This window comes from Streptomyces sp. MspMP-M5 (assembly GCF_000373585.1).
Taxonomy (GTDB): Bacteria; Actinomycetota; Actinomycetes; order Streptomycetales; family Streptomycetaceae; genus Streptomyces.
In genome coordinates, this window is record NZ_KB891907.1 from 1 (window position 1) to 20,083 (window position 20,083).

The following is a 20,083-nucleotide window of genomic DNA, read 5'->3' on the forward strand; positions in this document are numbered from 1 at the left end:
GGTGTGGAGTTGACTGGTACTAATAGGCCGAGGGCTTGTCCTCAGTTGCTCGCGTCCACTGTGTTGGTTCTGAAGCCATGAACAGACCAACGGTTGTTCTAAAGTTTCATAGTGTTTCGGTGGTTATAGCGTTAGGGAAACGCCCGGTTACATTCCGAACCCGGAAGCTAAGCCTTTCAGCGCCGATGGTACTGCAGGGGGGACCCTGTGGGAGAGTAGGACGCCGCCGAACTAATTTTGATAAAGCCTCGTTCCCCGAGTTTCGACTCGGGGAACGAGGCTTTTTTGCGTTGTGGTACGGGGACCCGTGGCGCCGCAGGGCCGGCGGGCCAGGTAAAGTCAGAGGCATCATCGGCATATTTTTCCCACAGGAGGCTTCCGCGTGGAGGTCCAGGAGACGCGGATCCAGACAGATCGCGTCCTCACCATCCCGAATATTCTGAGCATGGCGCGCCTGGTCGGTGTGCCGCTGTTCCTGTGGCTGATCCTCTGGCCGGAATTCGGCGGCCCGAAGGCCGATGGCTGGGCGCTGCTCGTCCTCGCGCTGAGCGGGGTCAGCGATTACCTCGACGGCAAGCTCGCCCGGCGCTGGAACCAGATCAGCAGCCTCGGCCGGATCCTCGACCCGGCCGCCGACCGCCTCTACATCCTCTCCACCCTCGTCGGCCTGACCTGGCGGGACATCCTGCCGATCTGGCTCACCGCGGCGCTGCTCGCCCGCGAGCTGATGTTGCTGATCGCGGTCGGCCTCCTCGGACGCCACGGATACGGGCCTCCCCAGGTGAACTTCCTGGGCAAAGCGGCTACGTTCAACTTGATGTACGCCTTCCCGTTGCTGCTGCTCAGTGACGGAAGTGGCTGGCTTCACACACTCGCTGCTATTTTCGGATGGGCGTTCGCCGGGTGGGGTACAGCGCTGTACTGGTGGGCAGGGATCCTCTACGTGGTCCAGGTCCGCCGGATCATCAGGGCGGACGCCACGGCCGACTGAGCTCGCCGAATCGGCAGATCGTGCCAAGGCCCAGCGCCCGCGCGGGGGGAGAAAAGTGGGCGCTCTGGACAAGTGAAGTCGGCAAGACCGTCGTCTCTTCGAGGAGGACGCTTCCGACATGAAGGCCGTTGTGATGGCCGGCGGCGAAGGAACACGCCTTCGCCCCATGACGTCCAGCATGCCCAAGCCGCTGCTCCCGGTGGCCAATCGGCCGATCATGGAGCATGTGCTGCGGCTGTTGAAAAGGCATGGTCTCAGCGAGACCGTCGTGACCGTGCAATTTCTGGCCTCGCTCGTCCGGAACTATTTCGGCGACGGCGAAGAGCTGGGGATGGAGCTCACCTACGCCAACGAGGAAAAGCCACTCGGCACCGCCGGGAGCGTGAAGAACGCCGAAGAGGCCCTCAGAGACGATGCCTTCCTGGTCATCTCCGGTGACGCCCTCACCGACTTCGACCTCACCGATCTCATCCGCTTCCACAAGGAAAAGGGCGCCCTCGTCACCGTTTGCCTGACGAGGGTGCCCAATCCGTTGGAATTCGGCATCACCATCGTCGACGAGGGCGGACGGGTCGAGCGTTTTCTGGAGAAGCCCACCTGGGGGCAGGTCTTCTCGGACACCGTGAACACCGGTATCTATGTGATGGAGCCGGAGGTCTTCGACTACGTCGAGGCGGATGTTCCGGTGGACTGGTCCGGGGACGTCTTTCCGCAGTTGATGAAGGACGGAAAGCCCATCTACGGCTATGTCGCCGAGGGCTACTGGGAGGACGTCGGCACGCACGAAAGCTATGTGAAGGCCCAGGCCGATGTGCTCGAGGGCAAGGTCGACGTCGATATCGACGGCTTCGAGATCTCGCCGGGCGTATGGGTCGCCGAAGGCGCCGAGGTGCACCCGGACGCAGTGCTGCGCGGGCCGTTGTACATCGGCGACTACGCCAAGGTCGAGGCGGATGTGGAGATCCGCGAGCACACCGTCGTCGGCTCCAACGTCGTGGTCAAGAGCGGTGCGTTCCTGCACCGGGCAGTGGTGCACGACAACGTCTATATCGGGCAGCAGAGCAATCTGCGCGGCTGTGTGATCGGCAAGAACACCGACATCATGCGCGCGGCGCGGATCGAGGACGGCGCGGTCATCGGCGACGAGTGCCTGATCGGCGAGGAGTCGATCGTCCAGGGCAATGTGCGGGTCTATCCCTTCAAGACGATCGAGGCCGGTGCGTTCGTCAACACCTCCGTCATCTGGGAGTCCCGCGGCCAGGCGCACCTGTTCGGGGCGCGCGGGGTGTCGGGGATCCTCAATGTCGAGATCACTCCCGAACTCGCCGTGCGGCTCGCCGGCGCGTATGCCACCACGCTGAAGAAGGGGGCCACGGTCACCACGGCGCGCGACCACTCGCGCGGTGCCCGGGCCCTGAAGCGGGCGGTGATCTCCGCGCTCCAGGCGAGTGCCATCGATGTCCGCGACCTGGAGAACGTACCGCTGCCCGTCGCCCGGCAGCAGACCGCCCGGGGCAGCGCCGGCGGGATCATGGTCCGGACCACGCCGGGGGTGCCGGACTCCGTCGACATCATGTTCTTCGACGAGCGTGGCGCCGACCTCTCGCAGGGCGGTCAGCGCAAGCTCGACCGCGTCTACGCCCGGCAGGAGTACCGGCGGGCCTTCCCCGGCGAGATCGGCGATCTCCACTTCCCGTCCAGCGTGTTCGACTCCTATACGGGAGCGATGCTGCGGGCCGTGGACACCACCGGCATCAGCGACTCCGGTCTCAAGGTCGTCGTGGACGCGTCGAACGGCAGCGCCGGTCTGGTGCTGCCCAGCCTCCTGGGCCGGCTCGGCGTGGACTCGCTGACCATCAACCCCGGTCTGGACGAGGCCCGGCCGACCGAGACCGCCGACGCCCGGCGGGCCGGCCTGGTCCGGCTGGGCGAGATCGTGGCGTCGGCCCGGGCCGCGTTCGGCGTGCGGTTCGACCCCGTCGGCGAGCGGCTCTCCCTGGTGGACGAGCGCGGCCGGATCATCGAGGACGACCGGGCGTTGCTGGTGATGCTGGACCTCGTCGCGGCCGAGCGGCGCAGCGGCCGGGTGGCGCTGCCGGTGACCACGACCCGGATCGCCGAGCAGGTGGCGGCGTACCACGGCACGCAGGTCGAGTGGACGACGACGTCTCCGGACGATCTGACCCGGGTGGGACGGTCGGACGGCACGGTGTTCGGCGGTGACGGCCTGGGCGGCTTCATCATCCCGGAGTTCAGCAGCGTCTTCGACGGCGCGGCCGCGTTCGTCCGGCTGATCGGCCTGGTGGCCCGTACGCAGCTCACGCTCAGCCAGATCGACGCGCGGATTCCGCGGGCGCACGTCCAGCGGCGGGATCTGGCGACGCCGTGGGCGGTCAAGGGGCTGGTGATGCGGCACGTGGTGGAGGCCGCCGGCGACCGCGATGTGGACACCACCGACGGCGTACGGATCGTGGAGGCCGACGGGCGCTGGGTGCTGGTGCTGCCCGATCCGGCCGAGGCGGTCACCCATCTCTGGGCGGAGGGCCCGGACGACGCCTCGGTCCAGCAGCTGCTGGACGAGTGGGCGGCCGTGGTGGACAGCGCCGGCCGCTGACCGACGACCCCGCCGGCGTGCCCCCAGAGGGGTGCGCCGGTGGGGCCATTGGGAGACCGCGTCGCCGACATGGGACGATGTGCGGCATGTCGCAGCAGCGCCCCGTTCGGAGCAGCCCCCACCCTTCGGCCGCGCGCCCGGATGCTTCGATGTCGCTGCTGACCAACGTGATGGACCACAGCCTCGACGACGGGTACGCCGAGGCCGCCGCGCGGAAGTCCGAGGCGGGCGTCGGTGGTCTGCCGCGCACGCTCCGGGCGAAGTTGGGGCTGGCGGCGGGTCTGGTGCTGGCGGCGCTGGTGGTGACCGTGGGGGCGGCGCAGGCGCGGGTCTCGGCGCCCACGCTGGCCAAGGAGCGCGAGGAGCTGATCAACCGCATCCAGAAGGGCACCGCCGAGGCCGACACCCAGCAGCAGCGGGTGGACGCGGCCCGGGACGAGGTGGACCGGATGCAGCGCGAGGCACTGAAGCAGCACGGTGACGGCAAGGCCGACCTGCTGGCGCTGCTGGCCGGTTCGACCCAGGTGTCCGGGCCGGGCGTGAAGCTCGTGGTGGACGACGCCAAGGGGGCGGAGGCCGGCACCGGAGGTCCGCGCGAGAGCAGTGACTTCTCGGACACCGGGCGGGTGCGCGACCGTGACCTGCAGCGGGTGGTCAACGGCCTGTGGGCGTCCGGTGCGGAGGCCATCTCCGTCAATGGGCAGCGGCTTACGTCCCTGTCGGCGATCAGAGCGGCGGGAGACGCCATACTGGTCGACAACAAGCCGCTGGTGCCGCCTTATACGGTGCTGGCGGTGGGGGACGGGCAGAGGTTGAGCACCGGGTTCCAGGACAGCGCCGACGGCCAGTATCTGCACGTGCTGCAGGAGAACTACGGCGTACGCGCCAGGATTTCCGTGGAGAGCGAGGTCACGCTGCCGCCCGCGCCCAGTTTGACCGTACGTACCGCAAAGCCGAAGGCCGGTGCCGCGAAGGCGGACGGCGCCGACACAGGGAAGGGCACATCGTGATCGCCGTACTGGGCCTCATCGTGGGAGTCGTGGTCGGAATCGTCGTCCGACCCGTGGTGCCGACGGTGGTCGAGCCCTACTTGCCGATCGCTGTCGTCGCTGCGCTTGACGCCGTGTTCGGTGGTCTGCGGGCGATGTTGGACGGCATCTTCGACGACAAGGTCTTCGTCGTCTCCTTCCTGTCGAACGTCGTGGTCGCCGCTCTGATCGTCTTCCTCGGCGACAAGCTGGGTGTCGGCGCCCAACTCTCCACCGGCGTCGTGGTGGTGCTCGGTATCCGCATCTTCTCCAACGCTGCCGCGATCCGCCGGCACGTGTTCCGGGCGTGAGGCCGATGGCAGCGGACGGGACCCCGGAGCCGGAGCGCACTCCGGACGAGCGGCCGGAGGCCGGCCCGGCGCGGGAAGGCGGTGCGGACCACCCCGCGGGGCGGCGGCCGATGCCGCCGGAGGCACCTCATCGGCCGGGGTATACGGAGCAGCGCGCCGCAGGCTCGGATGCCGAGCGCGAGGAGCAGGAAGCAGGACAGAAGCGGACCGAACCGGCGGTTGGTGATGGTTCGGGCGCGACGGCGGACGGGGAGTCGGCGGCGCCGGCTCGATTGACCGGTCGGCAGCGGCTGCGGGCCAGTCTGTGGCCGCCGCGGCTGACCCGGGCTCAACTGATCGTCGCGTTGCTCCTGTTCATTCTCGGCCTCGGCCTCGCGATTCAGGTACGTTCCACAAGTGACAGCAGTGCGCTGCGGGGTGCACGCCAAGAGGACTTGGTGCGCATTCTGGACGAACTAGACAATCGCTCCCAGCGGTTGACGGGTGAGCAGCGGCGCCTGGAGGGACAGAAGACCGAGTTGGAGAACAGCTCGGACCAAGCCGAGGAGGCCCGTAAGCAGACCGTGGAGAAGGAACAGCAGCTGGGCGTGCTGGCCGGTACCGTCGCGGCGCAAGGCCCCGGCATCAACCTGACCATCGACGACCCCCACCACTCCGTGGAGGCGGACAAACTGCTGGACACCATCCAGGAACTGCGGGCGGCCGGAGCCGAGGCGATCCAGGTGAACGACGTGCGCGTGGTCGCGAGCACCTCCCTCTCGGATCTCCGGGGCGGGGTGCAGATCGACGGCAAGCGCGTCACGCAGCCGTACCGCTTCAAGGTCATCGGCAAGCCGGAGGACCTGGAGCCGGCGCTCAACATCCCTGGCGGAGTGGTCCAGACACTGGAAAAGGAGCAGGCCAAGGTGTCTGTGGCCCGTGAACAGAAGATCGTTGTGGACGCCTTGCGACAGGCGAAGCGGCCTGACTACGCTCGGTCGTCATCCCGGTGAGGCGTCTACGTATGGTGATGGCCCGGCGAGGGCATGAGGTAGCGGGGGGTCGACGCACCGTGCGTGTGGTGTGTGGTGGAAACTGTCTGAAGGCCACGGACGTTCACAGGATGTCCGGATCGGCCGGTGTGTGCATCGAGGGTTCGTCCTGCCCCACGGGCGGGTCTGTGTCGTACAAGGGGAATCGCCCGTGAAGTTGTTTGGAAAGCTGTTCGGCAAGAGCGCGCGCAAGGAAGGCGACGGCGGCTCCGCACGGCACCGTGCGCCGCGCCGGCCGGAGGAGGACGCCGCGGCCGGTGACCGTCCGCTGTTCCGTGATGAGGTGGGCGGTCCGTCCGGGGGGCATGGCGCGGGTTCTGTTGACCCTTCCGGTGCCGGCCGCATAGGTTCCCAGGAACCATCAGCCGCACACACGGGTGGAGGGTCGACCTTGCCGGTTTGTACGAGGTGCGGGCACCGGAACGCCGAGGCGAGCCGGTTCTGCTCCAACTGCGGCGCGCCGCTGCGCGCGGGCGCCCAGCCCGAGCGGGCCTCCGAGACGACCTCGACGATCTCCATCTCGGGGATCGAGGCGTACGACGCGGAGACCACCGGGCAGAATTTGTCGCCGGCGCTCTCCCCGGAGGCCCAGGCGGCCGTCGACGCCCTTCCGCTGGGCTCGGCCCTGCTGGTCGTCCGCCGGGGCCCGAACGCCGGCAGCCGCTTCCTCCTGGACGGCGAGCTGACGACGGCGGGCCGGCACCCGCAGGGCGACATCTTCCTCGACGACGTGACGGTCTCCCGTAGCCACGTGGAGTTCCGCCGCGGTGCGGACGGCCGCTTCACGGTCACCGACGTCGGCAGCCTGAACGGCACCTACGTCAACCGCGAGCCGATCGACTCCGTCGTCCTCTCCAACGGCGACGAGGTGCAGATCGGCAAGTACCGGATGGTCTTCTACGCCAGCCAGCGAGGCGTCGGCATCTGACCGCCAGGGAAGGCATATGCGCCATACACCGACAGGTGGTGCCGGCTCGTCCGGCACCACCTCCTCGGATCGCAAACCGATGAGCATCGGCACGGTGCTCGGGGTTCTGCGCGAGGAGTTCCCCGAGGTCACCATCTCCAAGATCCGGTTCCTGGAGGCCGAGGGGCTGATCGAGCCGCAGCGCACGCCTTCCGGATACCGCAAGTTCACCGCCGAGGACGTCGAGCGGCTGGCGAACGTGCTGCGGATGCAGCGGGACCACTACCTCCCCTTGAAGGTCATCAGGGACCATCTCGACGCCCTGGAGCGCGGTGAGCAGGTCTCGCTGCCGGCGCCGGCAGCGCCGTCGCGGGATCTCGTCGAGGGTGTGTCCGAGGTGGACGGGGAGCGCCCGACGGCCTCCCGGATCGGCCGGGCGGAGCTGCTGGCGGCCGCCGAGGTCGACGAGGCGGCGCTCGCCGAATGGGAGTCCTACGGACTCATCGTCCCCCACGAGGACGGGGGATACGACATCGAAGCGGTGGCCGTCGCCAAACTCGTGGCGGACCTCGGCGGTTTCGGACTGGAGCCGCGGCACCTGCGGGCCGTGAAGGCGGCCGCGGAGCGCGAGGCGGGGCTCGTCGAACAGGTCGTTGCACCCCTTCGGCGGCACCGGAACCCACAGACCCGGGCCCATGCCGAGGCCACCGCCACGGAGCTGGCCACGCTGTCGGTGCGGCTGCACGCGGCCCTGCTGCAGAGCGCCCTGCGAGTCCGGGTGCCGTGACCAAACGAGTGCCCGACTACCCAAACCGACCGAGCACGGCCTAGGGTTGCTGTGTGAACGAGCTCGACGTCGTGGGTGTCCGGGTGGAGATGCCTTCCAGCCAACCGATCGTGCTGCTGCGGGAGGTGGGAGGCGACCGCTACCTGCCCATTTGGATCGGGCCGGGCGAGGCCACCGCCATCGCGTTCGCCCAGCAGGGCATGGTCCCCGCCAGGCCGCTGACGCACGACCTCTTCAAGGACGTGCTGGAGGCCGTGGGGCAGGAGTTGACGCAGGTCAGGATCACGGATCTGCGCGAAGGCGTCTTCTACGCGGAACTGGTCTTCGCCAGCGGTGTCGAGGTCAGTGCCCGGCCGTCCGATGCGATAGCGCTGGCGTTGCGCACCGGGACCCCGATCTTCGGTACCGACGGTGTGCTGGACGACGCGGGGATCGCCATTCCGGACGAGCAGGAGGACGAGGTGGAGAAGTTCCGCGAGTTCCTCGACCAGATCTCGCCGGAGGACTTCGGCACCAATCAGTGATCGGCCAGGCAACCGCCTGTTTCCAGCCAACCTGTGATCCCTTCCCCGTGGCAAGTCACGAGAAACCACTCGTAGGGTGATTATCACTCGGCGTGGCGAGCGCGGCGATCGTTGACGCACCCCGAGTGACTGCATACCGTCGATATGGCAGGTCCCGTCCGGGACGTGGAGGACGGAGGGCGGCGTGGCAATCACCGGCGACGGTACGGCGGCGGAAGGGGCATTGCCGCTCCACAGGGGCGCGGCGGCGAACCGCAGCCCGGTACAGGCCGCTGCGATGTCGGGGGAGCGCGAGCCGGACAGCGTCGGCTACCGCGGACCGACCGCCTGCGCGGCGGCGGGCATCACCTACCGACAGCTGGACTACTGGGCACGCACGGGGCTCGTGGAGCCCAGCATCCGGCCGGCCTACGGATCCGGCACCCAGCGGCTCTACAGCTTCCGGGACGTCGTCGTCCTGAAGATCGTCAAGCGGCTGCTGGACACCGGGGTGTCGCTGCAGAACATCCGCACCGCCGTCCAGCACCTGCGGGCGCGGGGCCTGGACGATCTGACGCGGATGACGCTGATGAGCGACGGCGCGACGGTCTACGAGTGCACCTCGCCCGACCAGGTCGTGGACCTGCTCCAGGGCGGCCAGGGCGTCTTCGGCATCGCGGTCGGTGTGGTGTGGCGGGACGTGGAGGGCTCGCTGTCACAGCTCCACGGGGAGCGGGTGGACACCGGCGAGACGTTGGTCGGGAAGAACCCGCACGACGAGCTGGCGCGGCGGCGCAACCGGGCCGGCTGACGGTCGACGGGCGGTTCCCGGCCCGGGGGTCGGGCCGATTGTCAGTGGTGTGCGGCAGCATCAGTGGTGTGAGACGTGCGCCGACGATCCTGCATCTGGACATGGATGCGTTCTATGCGGCCGCCGAGCAGGCGGCCAAACCGAGCCTGCGGGGAAAGCCCGTGGTCGTCGGCGGGATCGGGCCGCGCGGTGTGGTCGCCACCGCCTCGTACGAGGCGCGGGTCTTCGGGGTGCGCTCGGCGATGCCGACGGCGCAGGCGCGCCGGCTGTGCCCCAACGCCGCCTATCTCAGTCCCCGGTTCACGCTGTACCGCCAAGTGAGTGATGCGGTGATGGAGCTGCTGCGGGCGCTCTCGCCGCTCGTGGAGCCGCTGAGTCTGGACGAAGCCTTTGTGGATCTTGAGGCGGGCGGGGTGCCGGCGGAGACGGCCGCGGCGCGGGCCGTGGGGGAGCAGCTGCGGCGGGACATCAGGGCGGTCACCGGGCTGACGGGGTCGGTGGGGCTGGCCGGCGCCAAGATGCTCGCCAAGATCGCGTCCGAGGCGGCGAAACCGGACGGTCTGGTGGTGATCGAGCCCGGTACCGAGCGGGAGCTGCTGGGGCCCATGCCGGTGCGGACGCTGCCCGGGGTCGGGCCGGCGACGGCCGAGGCGCTGCGCCGGGCCGGGATCCACACCGTCGCGGAGACCGCGGAGGCCGGCGAGGCCGAGCTGGTGCGGCTGCTGGGCAAGGCGCACGGCACCGGGCTGTACGCGATGGCGCTCGGCCAGGACGAGCGGCCGGTGGTGGCCGAGCGGGACGCGAAATCGGTGTCGGTGGAGGACACCTTCGAGGTCGATCTCACCGACCGGACGCGGGTGCGGATCGAGGTGCTGCGGCTGGCCGACCGCTGCGTCCAGCGGCTGCGGGCGGCCGGGCGGTCCGGGCGCACGGTGGTGATCAAGGTGCGCAACTACGACTTCTCCACGCTGACCCGGTCCGAGACGTTGCGCGGGCCCACCGACGACCCGGCCGTCATCAGAGAGGCCGCCGTGCGGCTGCTGGAGACGGTGGACACCACGGGCGGGGTGCGCCTCCTGGGCGTGGGGGTGAGCGGGCTGGCCGACTTCACACAGGAGGATCTCTTCGCCCAGATGGCCATGGAGCGGGAGACGGAGGAGGTGGGCGGGGTGGTGGAGCCGGAAGGGGAGACGGCGGGGGAGCCCGAGGCCGTCGTCGAGCTGCCGCGGCGCTGGTATCCGGGGCTGGACGTGGTCCACGAGGAGTTCGGCGCCGGATGGGTGCAGGGCAGTGGCGTGGGGCGGGTGACCGTACGGTTCGAGACGCCGTGGTCCGCACCGGGGCGGGTGCGGACCTTCGTCGTCGACGATCCGGCGCTGCGGCCCGGCGAGCCGCTGTCGCTGCTGGGCGGACCGGATCAGTCGTCCGCGCCGGCGATCCGCCCGAAGTCCGAGTCAGCGGGGGGCGCGGCGGATTCCGCGGCCGGTGCGGAGATATCGAGGCGGTAGTGGTGGTAGAGCTGGAGCTCCTGCTCGGGGGAGAGGTGCCGGCCGACGCCGAAATCCGGGGCATCCTTGATCAGCTTGCGGTCATAGGGGATGTGCAGGCAGTCGCCGACCATCTTGCTCGGCTCCAGGGGGACGAACGCATCCCTGCTGAACAGGCCGGTGCGGACGGCCGCCCACTCCGGTTCGCCCGTCGCGTCGTCGAGGTAGACCTCGTCGACGGTCCCTATTTTCGTGCCGTTCCGGTCGAACGCTTTGCGGCCGATGAGGCTCCGGGGATCGATATCGGCTTGCACGGTCCCTCCAATTGGTCGCAACTGCCTTGTGACAACAACGAAACGGCACATTTCATGCCTCGGCCACTCGAAGGATCGTTCCGGCGGTGCGCTGGTAGGCTGGCGAATGGCCGTCGACCCCATGCGGGAGAGTCCTTTGTCGTTCGCGACCAGGGCGCCGAAGGAGCAAATCCTCCCCGGAATCTCTCAGGCACACGTACCGCATGGACGAGGTCACTCTGGAAAGCAGGGCGGGCCACGGACAGGCACCATGCCGGAACCCCTCCTCACCGACGGTGAAAGCCGGACCGCGGTCGCGGGCCGGTGAAGCTCTCAGGTTGAGATGACAGAGGGGGAGGCCGTCCGGGCACCAGCGCCGTGGTGCCCCTCGTAGGTCGCACTGACCAGGAGGCCCCCGCAGATGACCACCCACCGCATCTCGCTGACCGAGCTGGAGCGCGGCATCCCGTTCGAGGACCGGCACATCGGCCCCGACGCCGAGGCCCAGGCCAAGATGCTCGCGCAGCTCGGCTTCGGATCACTGGACGAGCTCACCGCCACCGCCGTCCCCGACGTGATCAAGAGCGCCGAGGCGCTGGGCCTGCCGCAGGGCCGCACCGAGGCCGAGGTCCTGGCGGAGCTGCGCGCGCTCGCCGACCGCAACCAGGTCCTGTCGTCCATGATCGGACTCGGCTACTACGGCACGTTCACCCCGCCGGTGATCCTGCGCAACGTCATGGAGAACCCGTCCTGGTACACGGCCTACACGCCCTACCAGCCGGAGATCTCGCAGGGCCGCCTGGAGGCGCTGCTGAACTTCCAGACCGTCGTCGCCGACCTGACCGGACTGCCCACCTCCGGTGCCTCCCTCCTGGACGAGGGCACCGCCGCCGCCGAGGCGATGGCGCTCTCCCGCCGGGTCGGCAAGGTCAAGCAGGGCGTCTTCCTGGTCGACGCCGACTGCCTGCCGCAGACCATCGCCGTCCTTGAGACCCGCGCCGAGCCGACCGGTGTGGAGGTCGTGGTCGCCGACCTCGCCGACGGCATCCCGGACGAGGTCGCCGAGCGCGGCGTCTTCGGTGTGCTGCTCCAGTACCCGGGCGCCTCCGGCGCCGTGCGCGACCCGCGGGCCGTCATCGAGCGGGCCCACGAGCTGGGCGCGATCGTCACGATCGCCGCCGACCTGCTGGCGCTGACCCTGCTCACCTCGCCCGGTGAGCTCGGCGCGGACATCGCGGTCGGCACCAGCCAGCGCTTCGGCGTCCCGATGGGCTTCGGCGGCCCGCACGCCGGCTACATGGCCGTCCGCGAGCAGTACGCCCGCAGCCTGCCCGGCCGCCTGGTCGGTGTCTCCGTCGACGCCGACGGCAACAAGGCGTACCGCCTGGCGCTGCAGACCCGCGAACAGCACATCCGCCGCGAGAAGGCCACCAGCAACATCTGCACCGCGCAGGTGCTCCTCGCCGTGATGGCCGGCATGTACGCCGTCTACCACGGCCCCGAGGGGCTGCGGACCATCGCCCAGCGCACCCACCGCTACGCCGCGATCCTCGCCGAGGGCCTGAAGGCCGGCGGCGTCGAGATCGTCCACGACGCCTACTTCGACACCGTCACCGCCCGGGTGCCCGGCCGGGCCACCGAAGTCGTCGCCGCGGCCCGTGAGGCCGGCATCAACCTCCGTCAGGTCGACGCCGACCTCGTCGGCATCGCCTGCGACGAGACCACCGGACGGGCCCAGCTGGCCGGCGTCTGGGGCGCCTTCGGGGTCCAGGGGGACATCGAGGCCCTGGACGCGGCAGTCGCCGACACCCTTCCGCAGCCGCTGCTGCGCACCGACGACTACCTCGCCCACCCGGTCTTCCGCCGGCACCGCTCCGAGACCGCGATGCTGCGCTACCTGCGCACCCTCGCCGACAAGGACTACGCGCTGGACCGAGGCATGATCCCGCTCGGCTCCTGCACGATGAAGCTGAACGCCACCACCGAGATGGAGCCGGTCACCTGGCCCGAGTTCGGCCAGCTGCACCCCTTCGCCCCGGCCGACCAGGCCCAGGGCTACCTCACGCTCATCCGGGAGCTGGAGGAGCGGCTCGCCGCGATCACCGGCTACGACAAGGTGTCCCTCCAGCCCAACGCCGGCTCCCAGGGCGAACTGGCCGGTCTGCTCGCCGTCCGCGCCTACCACCGCGCCAACGGGGACGAGCAGCGCACCGTCTGCCTGATCCCGTCGTCGGCGCACGGCACCAACGCCGCCAGCGCCGTGATGGCGGGTATGAAGGTCGTCGTCGTCAAGACCGGCGAGGACGGCGAGGTCGACAGCGACGACCTGCACGCCAAGATCGAGAAGCACCGCGACGAGCTGGCCGTCCTGATGGTCACCTACCCGTCCACCCACGGCGTGTTCGAGGAGCACATCACCCAGATCTGCGCGGCGGTGCACGACGCCGGCGGCCAGGTCTACGTGGACGGCGCCAACCTCAACGCGCTGGTCGGCCTGGCCGAGCCCGGGAAGTTCGGCGGCGATGTCTCGCACCTGAACCTGCACAAGACGTTCTGCATCCCGCACGGCGGCGGTGGCCCCGGCGTCGGCCCGGTGGCCGTCCGCGCCCACCTGGCGCCCTACCTGCCCAACCACCCGCTGCAGCCCACCGCGGGCCCGGAGAGCGGCGTCGGGCCGATCTCCGCCGCCCCCTGGGGCTCCGCGGGCATCCTGCCGATCTCGTGGACGTACGTCCGCCTGATGGGCGGCGAGGGCCTCAAGCGCGCCACCCAGGTCGCGGTGCTCGGCGCGAACTACATCGCCAAGCGCCTGGAGCCGCACTACCCGGTGCTCTACACCGGGCCCGGCGGGCTGGTCGCCCACGAGTGCATCATCGACGTCCGGCCGCTGACCAAGGCGACCGGTGTGAGCATCGACGATGTCGCCAAGCGGCTCATCGACTACGGCTTCCACGCGCCGACGATGTCCTTCCCCGTGGCCGGCACGCTGATGATCGAGCCGACCGAGAGCGAGGACCTCACCGAGCTGGACCGCTTCTGCGACGCGATGATCGCCATCCGCGCCGAGATCGAGAAGGTCGGCTCGGGGGAGTGGGACAAGGACGACAACCCGCTGCGCAACGCCCCGCACACCGCGGCCGCGCTCGGCGGCGAGTGGAACCGCCCGTACAGCCGCGAGGAGGCCGTCTTCCCGGCGGGCGTCCAGGCCGCGGAGAAGTACTGGCCGCCGGTGCGCCGCATCGACGGTGCCTTCGGCGACCGCAATCTCGTCTGCTCCTGCCCGCCGCTGGACGAGTACGACGCCTGATCATCGCTAGCCGCCGGTGACCGGTGGCAACATCAAGGGCCCTCGGCCGATGCGCCGGGGGCCCTGGTGTACGTGCCGGGCGATCGCTGGATCACGCGGCGGCGGTCACCCGTGGCGTGCCGACCGGCCGGTGCGGGGCGATGACCTGCCCGTCCGGCAGCAGCTCACCGGTGTCCTCGAAGAGCAGGATGCCGTTGCACAGCAGGCTCCAGCCCTGCTCCGGGTGGTGCGCCACCAGGTGGGCGGCCTCCCGGTCGCTGGAGTCGGCTGACGGGCAGGGTGGTTGATGCAGGCACATGGAAGTTGTCTTTCGCTGCGGAGTGGTGAACGTCGCACGGCTCGACGAAGTGGTCATGGCCGTTCCCCCGTTTCATGTCGGTTCCAGTCTTGCCCTACGGACGGGAATCCGCAGGGATTTCGCAGCAGCGGTGCACACTCGATACGGACGTGTCACCCGTGCGGGCGGTTGCTCCCAAGTCGGCGTGTGACCCCGGGGGTTGACGCACTACCGGCGCACGGGGCGGACGGCGCCGTGCGCCCCGCGGCCGGGGAGGCCAGGGGGCGCACGGTTGCAGGGCGGTCGCGTGGTGGTCGGCGTCCTCCTGTTCGGGCCGGTGGGAGCGGCGTCGGCGCTGGTCGGGGCGGTCAGGCCGGTTCGCGGAGCAGTGGCGCCGGGCCCAGGCGCCGGGCGAGGCGGGGCAGCAGGTCGGCGAGCCGCTGCGGGAGGTAGGAGGCGATCCCGGGCGGGGCGGGCGCCAGCGGCACCAGGAGGTCACCGTCGGCCGGCATGCCGTCCGCGCCGTCCGCAGTGAGGTCGTGGTGCAGCCACAGGGTCAGCATGTACAGCTCAGGGACGGACAGCAGGCGGGGCTGGTAGGGCGCGGCGAGCGACTCGGCCTGCTGCAGGGCCCGTTCCGTCGCGGCGACATAAGGGCCGTCGCAGAAGTGCGAGAACGCCCAGCCGTCGGCGGTGAGCCGGGCCTCGGCGGCGGCCACGGCGCGCTCGCCGCCGCGGATCAGGAACCGCCAGCCCACGAGGCGGGTGCGGGGCGGGCCGGCCTGGCTGACGTCGTCCCACACGTGTACGGGCAGCGGGTGGTCGGGGCTCAGCGGCCCCTGATGGGTGCGGAGCGCGGAGGCCGGGGCCTCGCGGACCGCGGTGGGGGAGCCGAGGGCGCTGAGAACGCTGCGCAGGGCGGGCGCAGGGGCGGGAGGAACGTGCAGCGGCATGGCGGGTCGCCTCTCACTCAGGAGACACGGTGGAGCGTGGCAGTGCGGACGGCGCTGTCTGCGGGCGGGTCAGAGCCTGGCTGACCGGCCTGCGGACCGGTGGGTCGGACGCAGTGCCGGGGCACCGGTGGAACACCGCCATGCGGGGCGCCAAATCTCTGCCTCGTCAGCGAAGTTTATACGACAGTTGTTCTGGAAGTGTTTCGGCTACTCGCCTTGCGGATTTCCGGCAAGGCGGAATCCGGTCCGCTGTCCGGGGTGATTTTCGCCGCTTTGTGCGGGAATTGGAAGGCGCCACCTCGCCATTTATCCGTGAAACGGTCGGCCAGAACCCGTCGGTGTTTTTTACGAGCGGAAAGCGGACGGTGCCGGTCGGCTGGATATGCCTGCGGAAAATGCCCCGCAAGGCTCCTCTCCGAGCGTAGCGCTACCGGCACGCCCCTGACGCGTTATCGATCAGATTGCCGGGGCATCATCGACCGTAGCCCGTACGCCAGGGGCGCCGGGGCGGCGCCCACCAGCCCGTGCTCCGCGAGCAGTTCACCTGAGGAGGGACCCGCCGATGGGGGAGAAGGTCGCCGCGGCCGGGAACGACCTGGCGGACCGGGAGCGTTATCGAAGAAAGCTGTACGACTGTCTGGAGGGATTGCAGCGGCTGCTGGCGGAGAAGCGGTTCGACCGTCCCAAGAATCTCATGGGTCTGGAGATCGAGCTCAATCTCGCGGGCGCCGACGGCCTCCCTCGCATGCTGAACTCCGAGGTCCTCGAAAGGATCGCCAGCGGCGATTTCCAGACCGAACTCGCCCAGTGCAATCTCGAGGTCAACATCACTCCGCACCGATTGTCCGGACGCGTTCTCGACCAACTCACCGAGGAACTGCGCACCGGACTCGGCTATGCCGAGAGAAAAGCCCGGGAAGTCGCCGCCCGCATCGTCATGATCGGCATCCTGCCCACCCTGCACGCCGACGACCTCACCGTTGCCAGCCTCTCCGCCAACGATCGCTACGTCCTCCTCAACGAGCAGATGCGGGCCGCCCGCGGCGAGGACTTCGCCATCGACATCCAGGGCGTCGAGCACCTCGTCACCCGCTCGCCCTCGATCGCCCCCGAGGCCGCCTGCACCTCCGTCCAGCTGCACCTCCAGGTGACGCCCGGCCGGTTCGCCGCCGTCTGGAACGCGGCCCAGGCGATCGCCGCCGTCCAGATAGCCGTCGGCGCCAACGCCCCCTTCTTCTTCGGCCGGGAACTGTGGCGCGAGTCGCGGCCACCGGTCTTCCAGCAGGCCACCGACACCCGCGCGCCGGAACTCCAGGCCCAGGGCGTGCGCCCGCGCACCTGGTTCGGCGAGCGCTGGGTGGACTCCGCCTATGACCTCTTCGAGGAGAACCTGCGCTTCTTCCCGCCGCTGCTGCCGCTGTGCGGGCCGCAGGACCCGCTGCGCGTCCTCGACGAGGGCGGCGTGCCCGACCTCGCCGAAATGGTGCTCCACAACGGCACGATCTACCGCTGGAACCGCCCCGTCTACGCGGTCGCCGAGGGCGTCCCCCACCTCCGCGTCGAGAACCGTGTCCTGCCGGCCGGCCCCACCGTCGCCGACGTCATCGCCAACACCGCCTTCTACTACGGTCTGGTCCGCGCCCTGGCCGAACAACCCCGCCCCGTGTGGACCCGGCTCCCGTTCAGCGCCGCAGCCGCCAACTTCGACACCGCCTGCCGACACGGCATCGACGCCACCCTCCGCTGGCCCCGGCCCGGCCGCGCCGGCGGCCTCACCGAGCTGCCCGCCGTCCGCCTCGTCCGGCAGGAACTGCTGCCGCTGGCGGCCGCCGGGCTGGACGCCTGGGGCGTCGAACCGGCCGACCGCGACCACTACCTGGGCATCATCGAGGCCCGCTGCGCACGCCGGGTCAACGGGGCCTCCTGGCAGGCCGGGGCCTTCCACCAGGCGCTGCGCCAGGGGCTGTCCCGGGACGCCGCGCTGGCCGCGATGACCCGGCGGTACAGCGAGCTGATGCACACCGGGGAACCGGTGCACACCTGGCCGGTGCCGTGGGCGCCCGGCGCGGTCGTCGTCCCGGCGCAGCGGCGCAGCGCGGCCGGGGGCACCGTGTCGTGACGGGCGCCGCGCAGCGCCTGCGACCGGCTCCCGTTCACCGGCTGGCCCCGTGCCCGTCCACCGGGGACCGTGCCGGCCCGCCGCCATGACGGCCTCGAGGATCACCTCGTGGATCTGGGACGGGTCGTCGACCCGGTGCGCGGAGCCGCCGGTCGGGGCCACGATGCGACCCGGCGCCGCCTGGTCCGTGTGCGGGCCGATCCCGGCGGCGATCAGCGGGACCGGCCGCTCGGGTACGTCGCGGACGCCCGCTGACAGGCGGCCAGGGTGGTGTCGTAGAGGCCGGTTGCGCCCCGTGGCACCGGGGTCAGTGCGCCGAGGGCGGCGGAGAGTTCGTCGCGGTGGGTGCCGCCGGCCGCGCCGCGTCGCCAAGCCGGCCGGTCGGCGTCAGCTCTGCGTAGTCCCGGTCGGCGGCGAGGCGTCCACGGCAGTGGTGGTCCGGGTGCTCTGCACCGTGACGGTCCACCTGCCCAGCAGCGCCTGGAGTTCCTTGGCCGGCGGCGGATCGGCGGGGGCGGCGGCGTACGGCTGCGGAGCGCGGGCACCGGCCTGGCCGGCCAGGCGCGCGTCGGCGCGGCCGTCACCGGCCCGGAAGCCGTGGTCGCGCAGGGTCCGCTGCCCAGGGGTGTCGTCCAGCAGGGTCAGGAAGCGGTTGGCGGCGCGGCTCTCGTCGGCGGACAGGGAGTCCTGGTCGACCAGGGTGTACGGGTAGGTGAGCTGCGCGGTGCCGTCCGTCGGGTAGAAGAGGTCCAGCGCGGGACTGCCGTCCGCTTGGATGTTGTGGGCGTACGCGGCCTGTTCGGAGAGGACAAGCGCCTGGTTGCGGCGCGGATTGTCCCGTTCGGCGCCGGAGTCGTCGCGCGGCAGGGTGGACAGGGCCTGGGCGTCGCCGTCGGTTGTCCGCTCGTTGAGCAGTTTGGCGGTGGCGGCGGTGCGGGCGGCGGCGTCGTCCCCGCTACCGGCCTCCTTGTGGCCGGCGGCGGCGATACGGGCCAGGGCGAGCAGCCCGGTGGCGCTGCGCGCCGGGTCGGCGATGCCCAGGCGTAAGGCGCTGCCGGAGGTCGCGGCCCGGGTCAGCGTGGTCCAGGAGTACGTCCTCCCTGGCCAGCCGAGGGCCTTGGCGGCACTGTGGACCGCGCCCAGCGCGATCGGCGAGGAGGCGAGCGTGCTCACGGAGGTCAAGGAAGAGCCCCGTTCGTCGGTGACCCGGTCCACCCACAGGTCCGAGTCGGGCACCCACACCTGGAACTCCGGGTCGGCCGGCCGCTGCGCGAGCGAGTCGGCGACCTCGGAGGACGGCTGCGCATTGACCGTGACGTCCAGGCACTTGCCGTCGGTGCGGACCCCGTCCTCCCGGGCGCGGTCCGCCACCGCGGTCAGCGCCGGCGCCATGTCGGGCGAGGCGACGACTTTCAGCCGCACGGAGTCGCCGTCGCACGGCGTGCCGAAGGGGAGTCCGCCGCGCAGTGCCACGACCGAGCCGGCGGCGACCACCACGACGACGGCGGTGGCCAGGACGAGCGCCCGGCGGCGGGCGCGGGGGGACCCCGTGGGCCGTGGTGCGGAGTCGTCGGGCAAGCTGTGACGTCCCATGCGGTAGCGCCCCTCCTGATCTCGGAGGTTCGGAACCCGGACCTCCATCGGGATCGATGCGGACGGGAACACCCCACGAGGAGGGCGCCCGTTGCCGGCCTGTCGCGAGCGATCTTCGTACCTGCTTTCGAGACCCTAGCGGGGCGGCGGCGGTGCAGAGGCGGTATTGCGGAAGTGGAGGAACCTTTTGCAGTCGGAAACAAGTCCCTTGGGGAACACGGGCGTTCCGGGCGCGGGGAACGGCTCGGGGCGGCTCGCCGGGGCGGCCGGTGAGCCCGCCCGCGGCATGCTGCGGAACGAGACGCTGATCGTCCTGGCGCTGTCCCTGGGGGCCAGCGCGGTCTCCGCGCTGATCAGCTTCATCGGTTCGCTGACGAAACCCGGCGGCCTCGCGCACCAGGCGGCGACGCTCAACGCCTCGCGCGCCCCCGGCCGGCCGTGGCTGGATCTCGCCTGGCAGCTGTTCGGGATCGCAACGGCGTTGGTGCCGGTCGTGCTGGTGGCCCATCTGCTGCTGCGGGAACGCGCCGGTGGGCTGCGCGCGATCGGCTTCGACCGGCGGCGGCCCTGCTTCGACCTGGGGCTGGGCACCGGGCTGGCCGCCGCCATCGGGGGCAGCGGACTGCTGCTCTACCTGGGCGCGCGGGCGGCCGGGTTCAATCTGACGGTGGTGCCCGAGGCGTTGCCCGACGTGTGGTGGAAGCTCCCGGTACTGATCGTCTCCGCGGTGCAGAACGCCGTCCTGGAGGAGGTCATCGTCGTCGGGTATCTGCTGCGCAGGCTGGGACAACTGGGATGGGCGCCGTGGGCCGCGGTGGCGGCCAGTTCGGTGCTGCGCGGCTCGTACCACCTCTACCAGGGCGTCGGCGGCTTCTTCGGCAACATGGTGATGGGCGTGGTCTTCGCCCTGGTGTACCGGCGCTGGCGCCGGGTGGGACCCCTGGTCGCCGCGCACGCACTGATCGACATCGTGGCGTTCCTGGGGTACGCACTGCTCGCGGGGCGGGTGTCCTGGCTGCCCACGATGTGAGCGGCGCGGTGACGGCGGTGCGGGGCGGGTGGCCTGGTGGC

At 70.6% G+C, this 20,083-nt stretch carries 16 protein-coding genes, 1 rRNA gene, 1 pseudogene and 1 riboswitch; of the genes and pseudogenes, 14 read left to right on the forward strand and 4 right to left on the reverse strand.

Annotation, left to right across the window (positions count from 1 at the left end; genetic code table 11):
• The first annotated feature begins 115 nt into the window (after nucleotides 1–115).
• From rrf to B073_RS0124775, 11 genes are all read left to right on the forward strand, one after another.
• Nucleotides 116–232 (forward strand): 5S ribosomal RNA (gene rrf, locus B073_RS0124720).
• Between the two features lie 150 nt (nucleotides 233–382).
• Nucleotides 383–991 carry a CDP-alcohol phosphatidyltransferase family protein gene (locus B073_RS0124725; RefSeq protein ID WP_018540767.1) on the forward strand — a complete coding sequence of 203 codons (609 nt, stop codon included), beginning with the start codon at nucleotides 383–385 and terminating at the stop codon, nucleotides 989–991.
• Nucleotides 992–1,109: 118 nt separating this feature from the next.
• The gene (locus B073_RS0124730) at nucleotides 1,110–3,605 is read left to right on the forward strand and encodes a mannose-1-phosphate guanyltransferase (RefSeq protein ID WP_026247698.1); all 2,496 of its coding nucleotides are present in this window, start codon (nucleotides 1,110–1,112) and stop codon (nucleotides 3,603–3,605) included.
• Nucleotides 3,606–3,682: 77 nt separating this feature from the next.
• Nucleotides 3,683–4,615 (forward strand): DUF881 domain-containing protein, encoded by a 933-nt coding sequence (locus B073_RS0124735; protein WP_199788190.1) that lies wholly within the window; start codon nucleotides 3,683–3,685, stop codon nucleotides 4,613–4,615.
• A complete protein-coding gene (locus tag B073_RS0124740; RefSeq protein ID WP_016578706.1) occupies nucleotides 4,612–4,944 on the forward strand; it encodes a small basic family protein in 333 nt (110 codons plus the stop codon). Before B073_RS0124735 ends, B073_RS0124740 begins: the two co-directional genes overlap by 4 nt.
• Before the next feature lie 5 nt (nucleotides 4,945–4,949).
• On the forward strand, nucleotides 4,950–5,936 hold the full coding sequence (locus B073_RS41020) for a DUF881 domain-containing protein (RefSeq protein ID WP_199788191.1): 987 nt from the start codon (nucleotides 4,950–4,952) through the stop codon (nucleotides 5,934–5,936).
• A gap of 118 nt (nucleotides 5,937–6,054) precedes the next feature.
• Nucleotides 6,055–6,903, forward strand: a complete 849-nt coding sequence (locus B073_RS44360) for an FHA domain-containing protein (protein ID WP_234025170.1) — start codon at nucleotides 6,055–6,057, stop codon at nucleotides 6,901–6,903.
• Nucleotides 6,904–6,919: 16 nt separating this feature from the next.
• A complete protein-coding gene (locus B073_RS0124760; RefSeq protein ID WP_026247699.1) occupies nucleotides 6,920–7,669 on the forward strand; it encodes a MerR family transcriptional regulator in 750 nt (249 codons plus the stop codon).
• A gap of 53 nt (nucleotides 7,670–7,722) precedes the next feature.
• The gene (locus B073_RS0124765; RefSeq protein ID WP_016571419.1) at nucleotides 7,723–8,193 is read left to right on the forward strand and encodes a bifunctional nuclease family protein; all 471 of its coding nucleotides are present in this window, start codon (nucleotides 7,723–7,725) and stop codon (nucleotides 8,191–8,193) included.
• Between the two features lie 184 nt (nucleotides 8,194–8,377).
• Nucleotides 8,378–8,983, forward strand: coding sequence for a MerR family transcriptional regulator (locus tag B073_RS0124770; protein WP_037812651.1), 606 nt, complete (start codon nucleotides 8,378–8,380; stop codon nucleotides 8,981–8,983).
• A 68-nt stretch (nucleotides 8,984–9,051) separates the two neighbouring features.
• Nucleotides 9,052–10,491, forward strand: coding sequence for a DNA polymerase IV (locus B073_RS0124775; protein WP_026247700.1), 1,440 nt, complete (start codon nucleotides 9,052–9,054; stop codon nucleotides 10,489–10,491).
• On the opposite strand, the gene B073_RS0124780 is transcribed toward B073_RS0124775, so the two are convergent.
• On the reverse strand, nucleotides 10,401–10,796 hold the full coding sequence (locus B073_RS0124780; RefSeq protein ID WP_199788197.1) for a PRC-barrel domain-containing protein: 396 nt from the start codon (nucleotides 10,794–10,796) through the stop codon (nucleotides 10,401–10,403). The genes B073_RS0124775 and B073_RS0124780 overlap by 91 nt on opposite strands.
• Before the next feature lie 102 nt (nucleotides 10,797–10,898).
• Nucleotides 10,899–10,996: riboswitch (glycine riboswitch) on the forward strand.
• Nucleotides 10,997–11,184: 188 nt separating this feature from the next.
• Here B073_RS0124780 and gcvP point away from each other — a divergent pair.
• Complete coding sequence (gcvP, locus tag B073_RS0124785) at nucleotides 11,185–14,070, forward strand: aminomethyl-transferring glycine dehydrogenase (protein ID WP_018540777.1); 2,886 nt, start codon at nucleotides 11,185–11,187, stop codon at nucleotides 14,068–14,070.
• Nucleotides 14,071–14,161: 91 nt separating this feature from the next.
• Here gcvP and B073_RS0124790 read toward each other — a convergent pair whose 3' ends face one another.
• Entirely contained in the window at nucleotides 14,162–14,368 is a 207-nt protein-coding gene (locus B073_RS0124790; protein WP_018540778.1) for a DUF5999 family protein, read from the reverse strand.
• A 347-nt stretch (nucleotides 14,369–14,715) separates the two neighbouring features.
• Nucleotides 14,716–15,300: a hypothetical protein gene (locus B073_RS0124795; protein WP_018540779.1), complete on the reverse strand. Its 585-nt coding sequence runs from the start codon at nucleotides 15,298–15,300 to the stop codon at nucleotides 14,716–14,718.
• Between the two features lie 562 nt (nucleotides 15,301–15,862).
• Here B073_RS0124795 and B073_RS0124800 point away from each other — a divergent pair.
• The gene (locus B073_RS0124800; RefSeq protein WP_018540780.1) at nucleotides 15,863–17,419 is read left to right on the forward strand and encodes a glutamate--cysteine ligase; all 1,557 of its coding nucleotides are present in this window, start codon (nucleotides 15,863–15,865) and stop codon (nucleotides 17,417–17,419) included.
• Nucleotides 17,420–17,485: 66 nt separating this feature from the next.
• On the opposite strand, the pseudogene B073_RS41025 reads toward B073_RS0124800, so the two are convergent.
• Nucleotides 17,486–19,012: pseudogene (locus B073_RS41025) on the reverse strand (substrate-binding domain-containing protein); the annotation flags it as partial.
• Nucleotides 19,013–19,199: 187 nt separating this feature from the next.
• Here B073_RS41025 and B073_RS0124810 point away from each other — a divergent pair.
• A complete protein-coding gene (locus B073_RS0124810) occupies nucleotides 19,200–20,042 on the forward strand; it encodes a CPBP family intramembrane glutamic endopeptidase (RefSeq protein WP_420706456.1) in 843 nt (280 codons plus the stop codon).
• Nucleotides 20,043–20,083: the final 41 nt, after the last annotated feature.

Bases quoted from the DNA above. Each gene is read 5' to 3' on its own strand.
- B073_RS0124730 (WP_026247698.1), top strand. From the start codon at position 1,110: ATGAAGGCCGTTGTGATGGCCGGCGGCGAAGGAACACGCCTTCGCCCC.
- B073_RS0124735 (WP_199788190.1), top strand. From the start codon at position 3,683: ATGTGCGGCATGTCGCAGCAGCGCCCCGTTCGGAGCAGCCCCCACCCT.
- B073_RS41020 (WP_199788191.1), top strand. From the start codon at position 4,950: ATGGCAGCGGACGGGACCCCGGAGCCGGAGCGCACTCCGGACGAGCGG.
- B073_RS0124760 (WP_026247699.1), top strand. From the start codon at position 6,920: ATGCGCCATACACCGACAGGTGGTGCCGGCTCGTCCGGCACCACCTCC.
- gcvP (WP_018540777.1), top strand. From the start codon at position 11,185: ATGACCACCCACCGCATCTCGCTGACCGAGCTGGAGCGCGGCATCCCG.
- B073_RS0124790 (WP_018540778.1), bottom strand. From the start codon at position 14,368: ATGTGCCTGCATCAACCACCCTGCCCGTCAGCCGACTCCAGCGACCGG.
- B073_RS0124795 (WP_018540779.1), bottom strand. From the start codon at position 15,300: ATGCCGCTGCACGTTCCTCCCGCCCCTGCGCCCGCCCTGCGCAGCGTT.
- B073_RS0124800 (WP_018540780.1), top strand. From the start codon at position 15,863: ATGGGGGAGAAGGTCGCCGCGGCCGGGAACGACCTGGCGGACCGGGAG.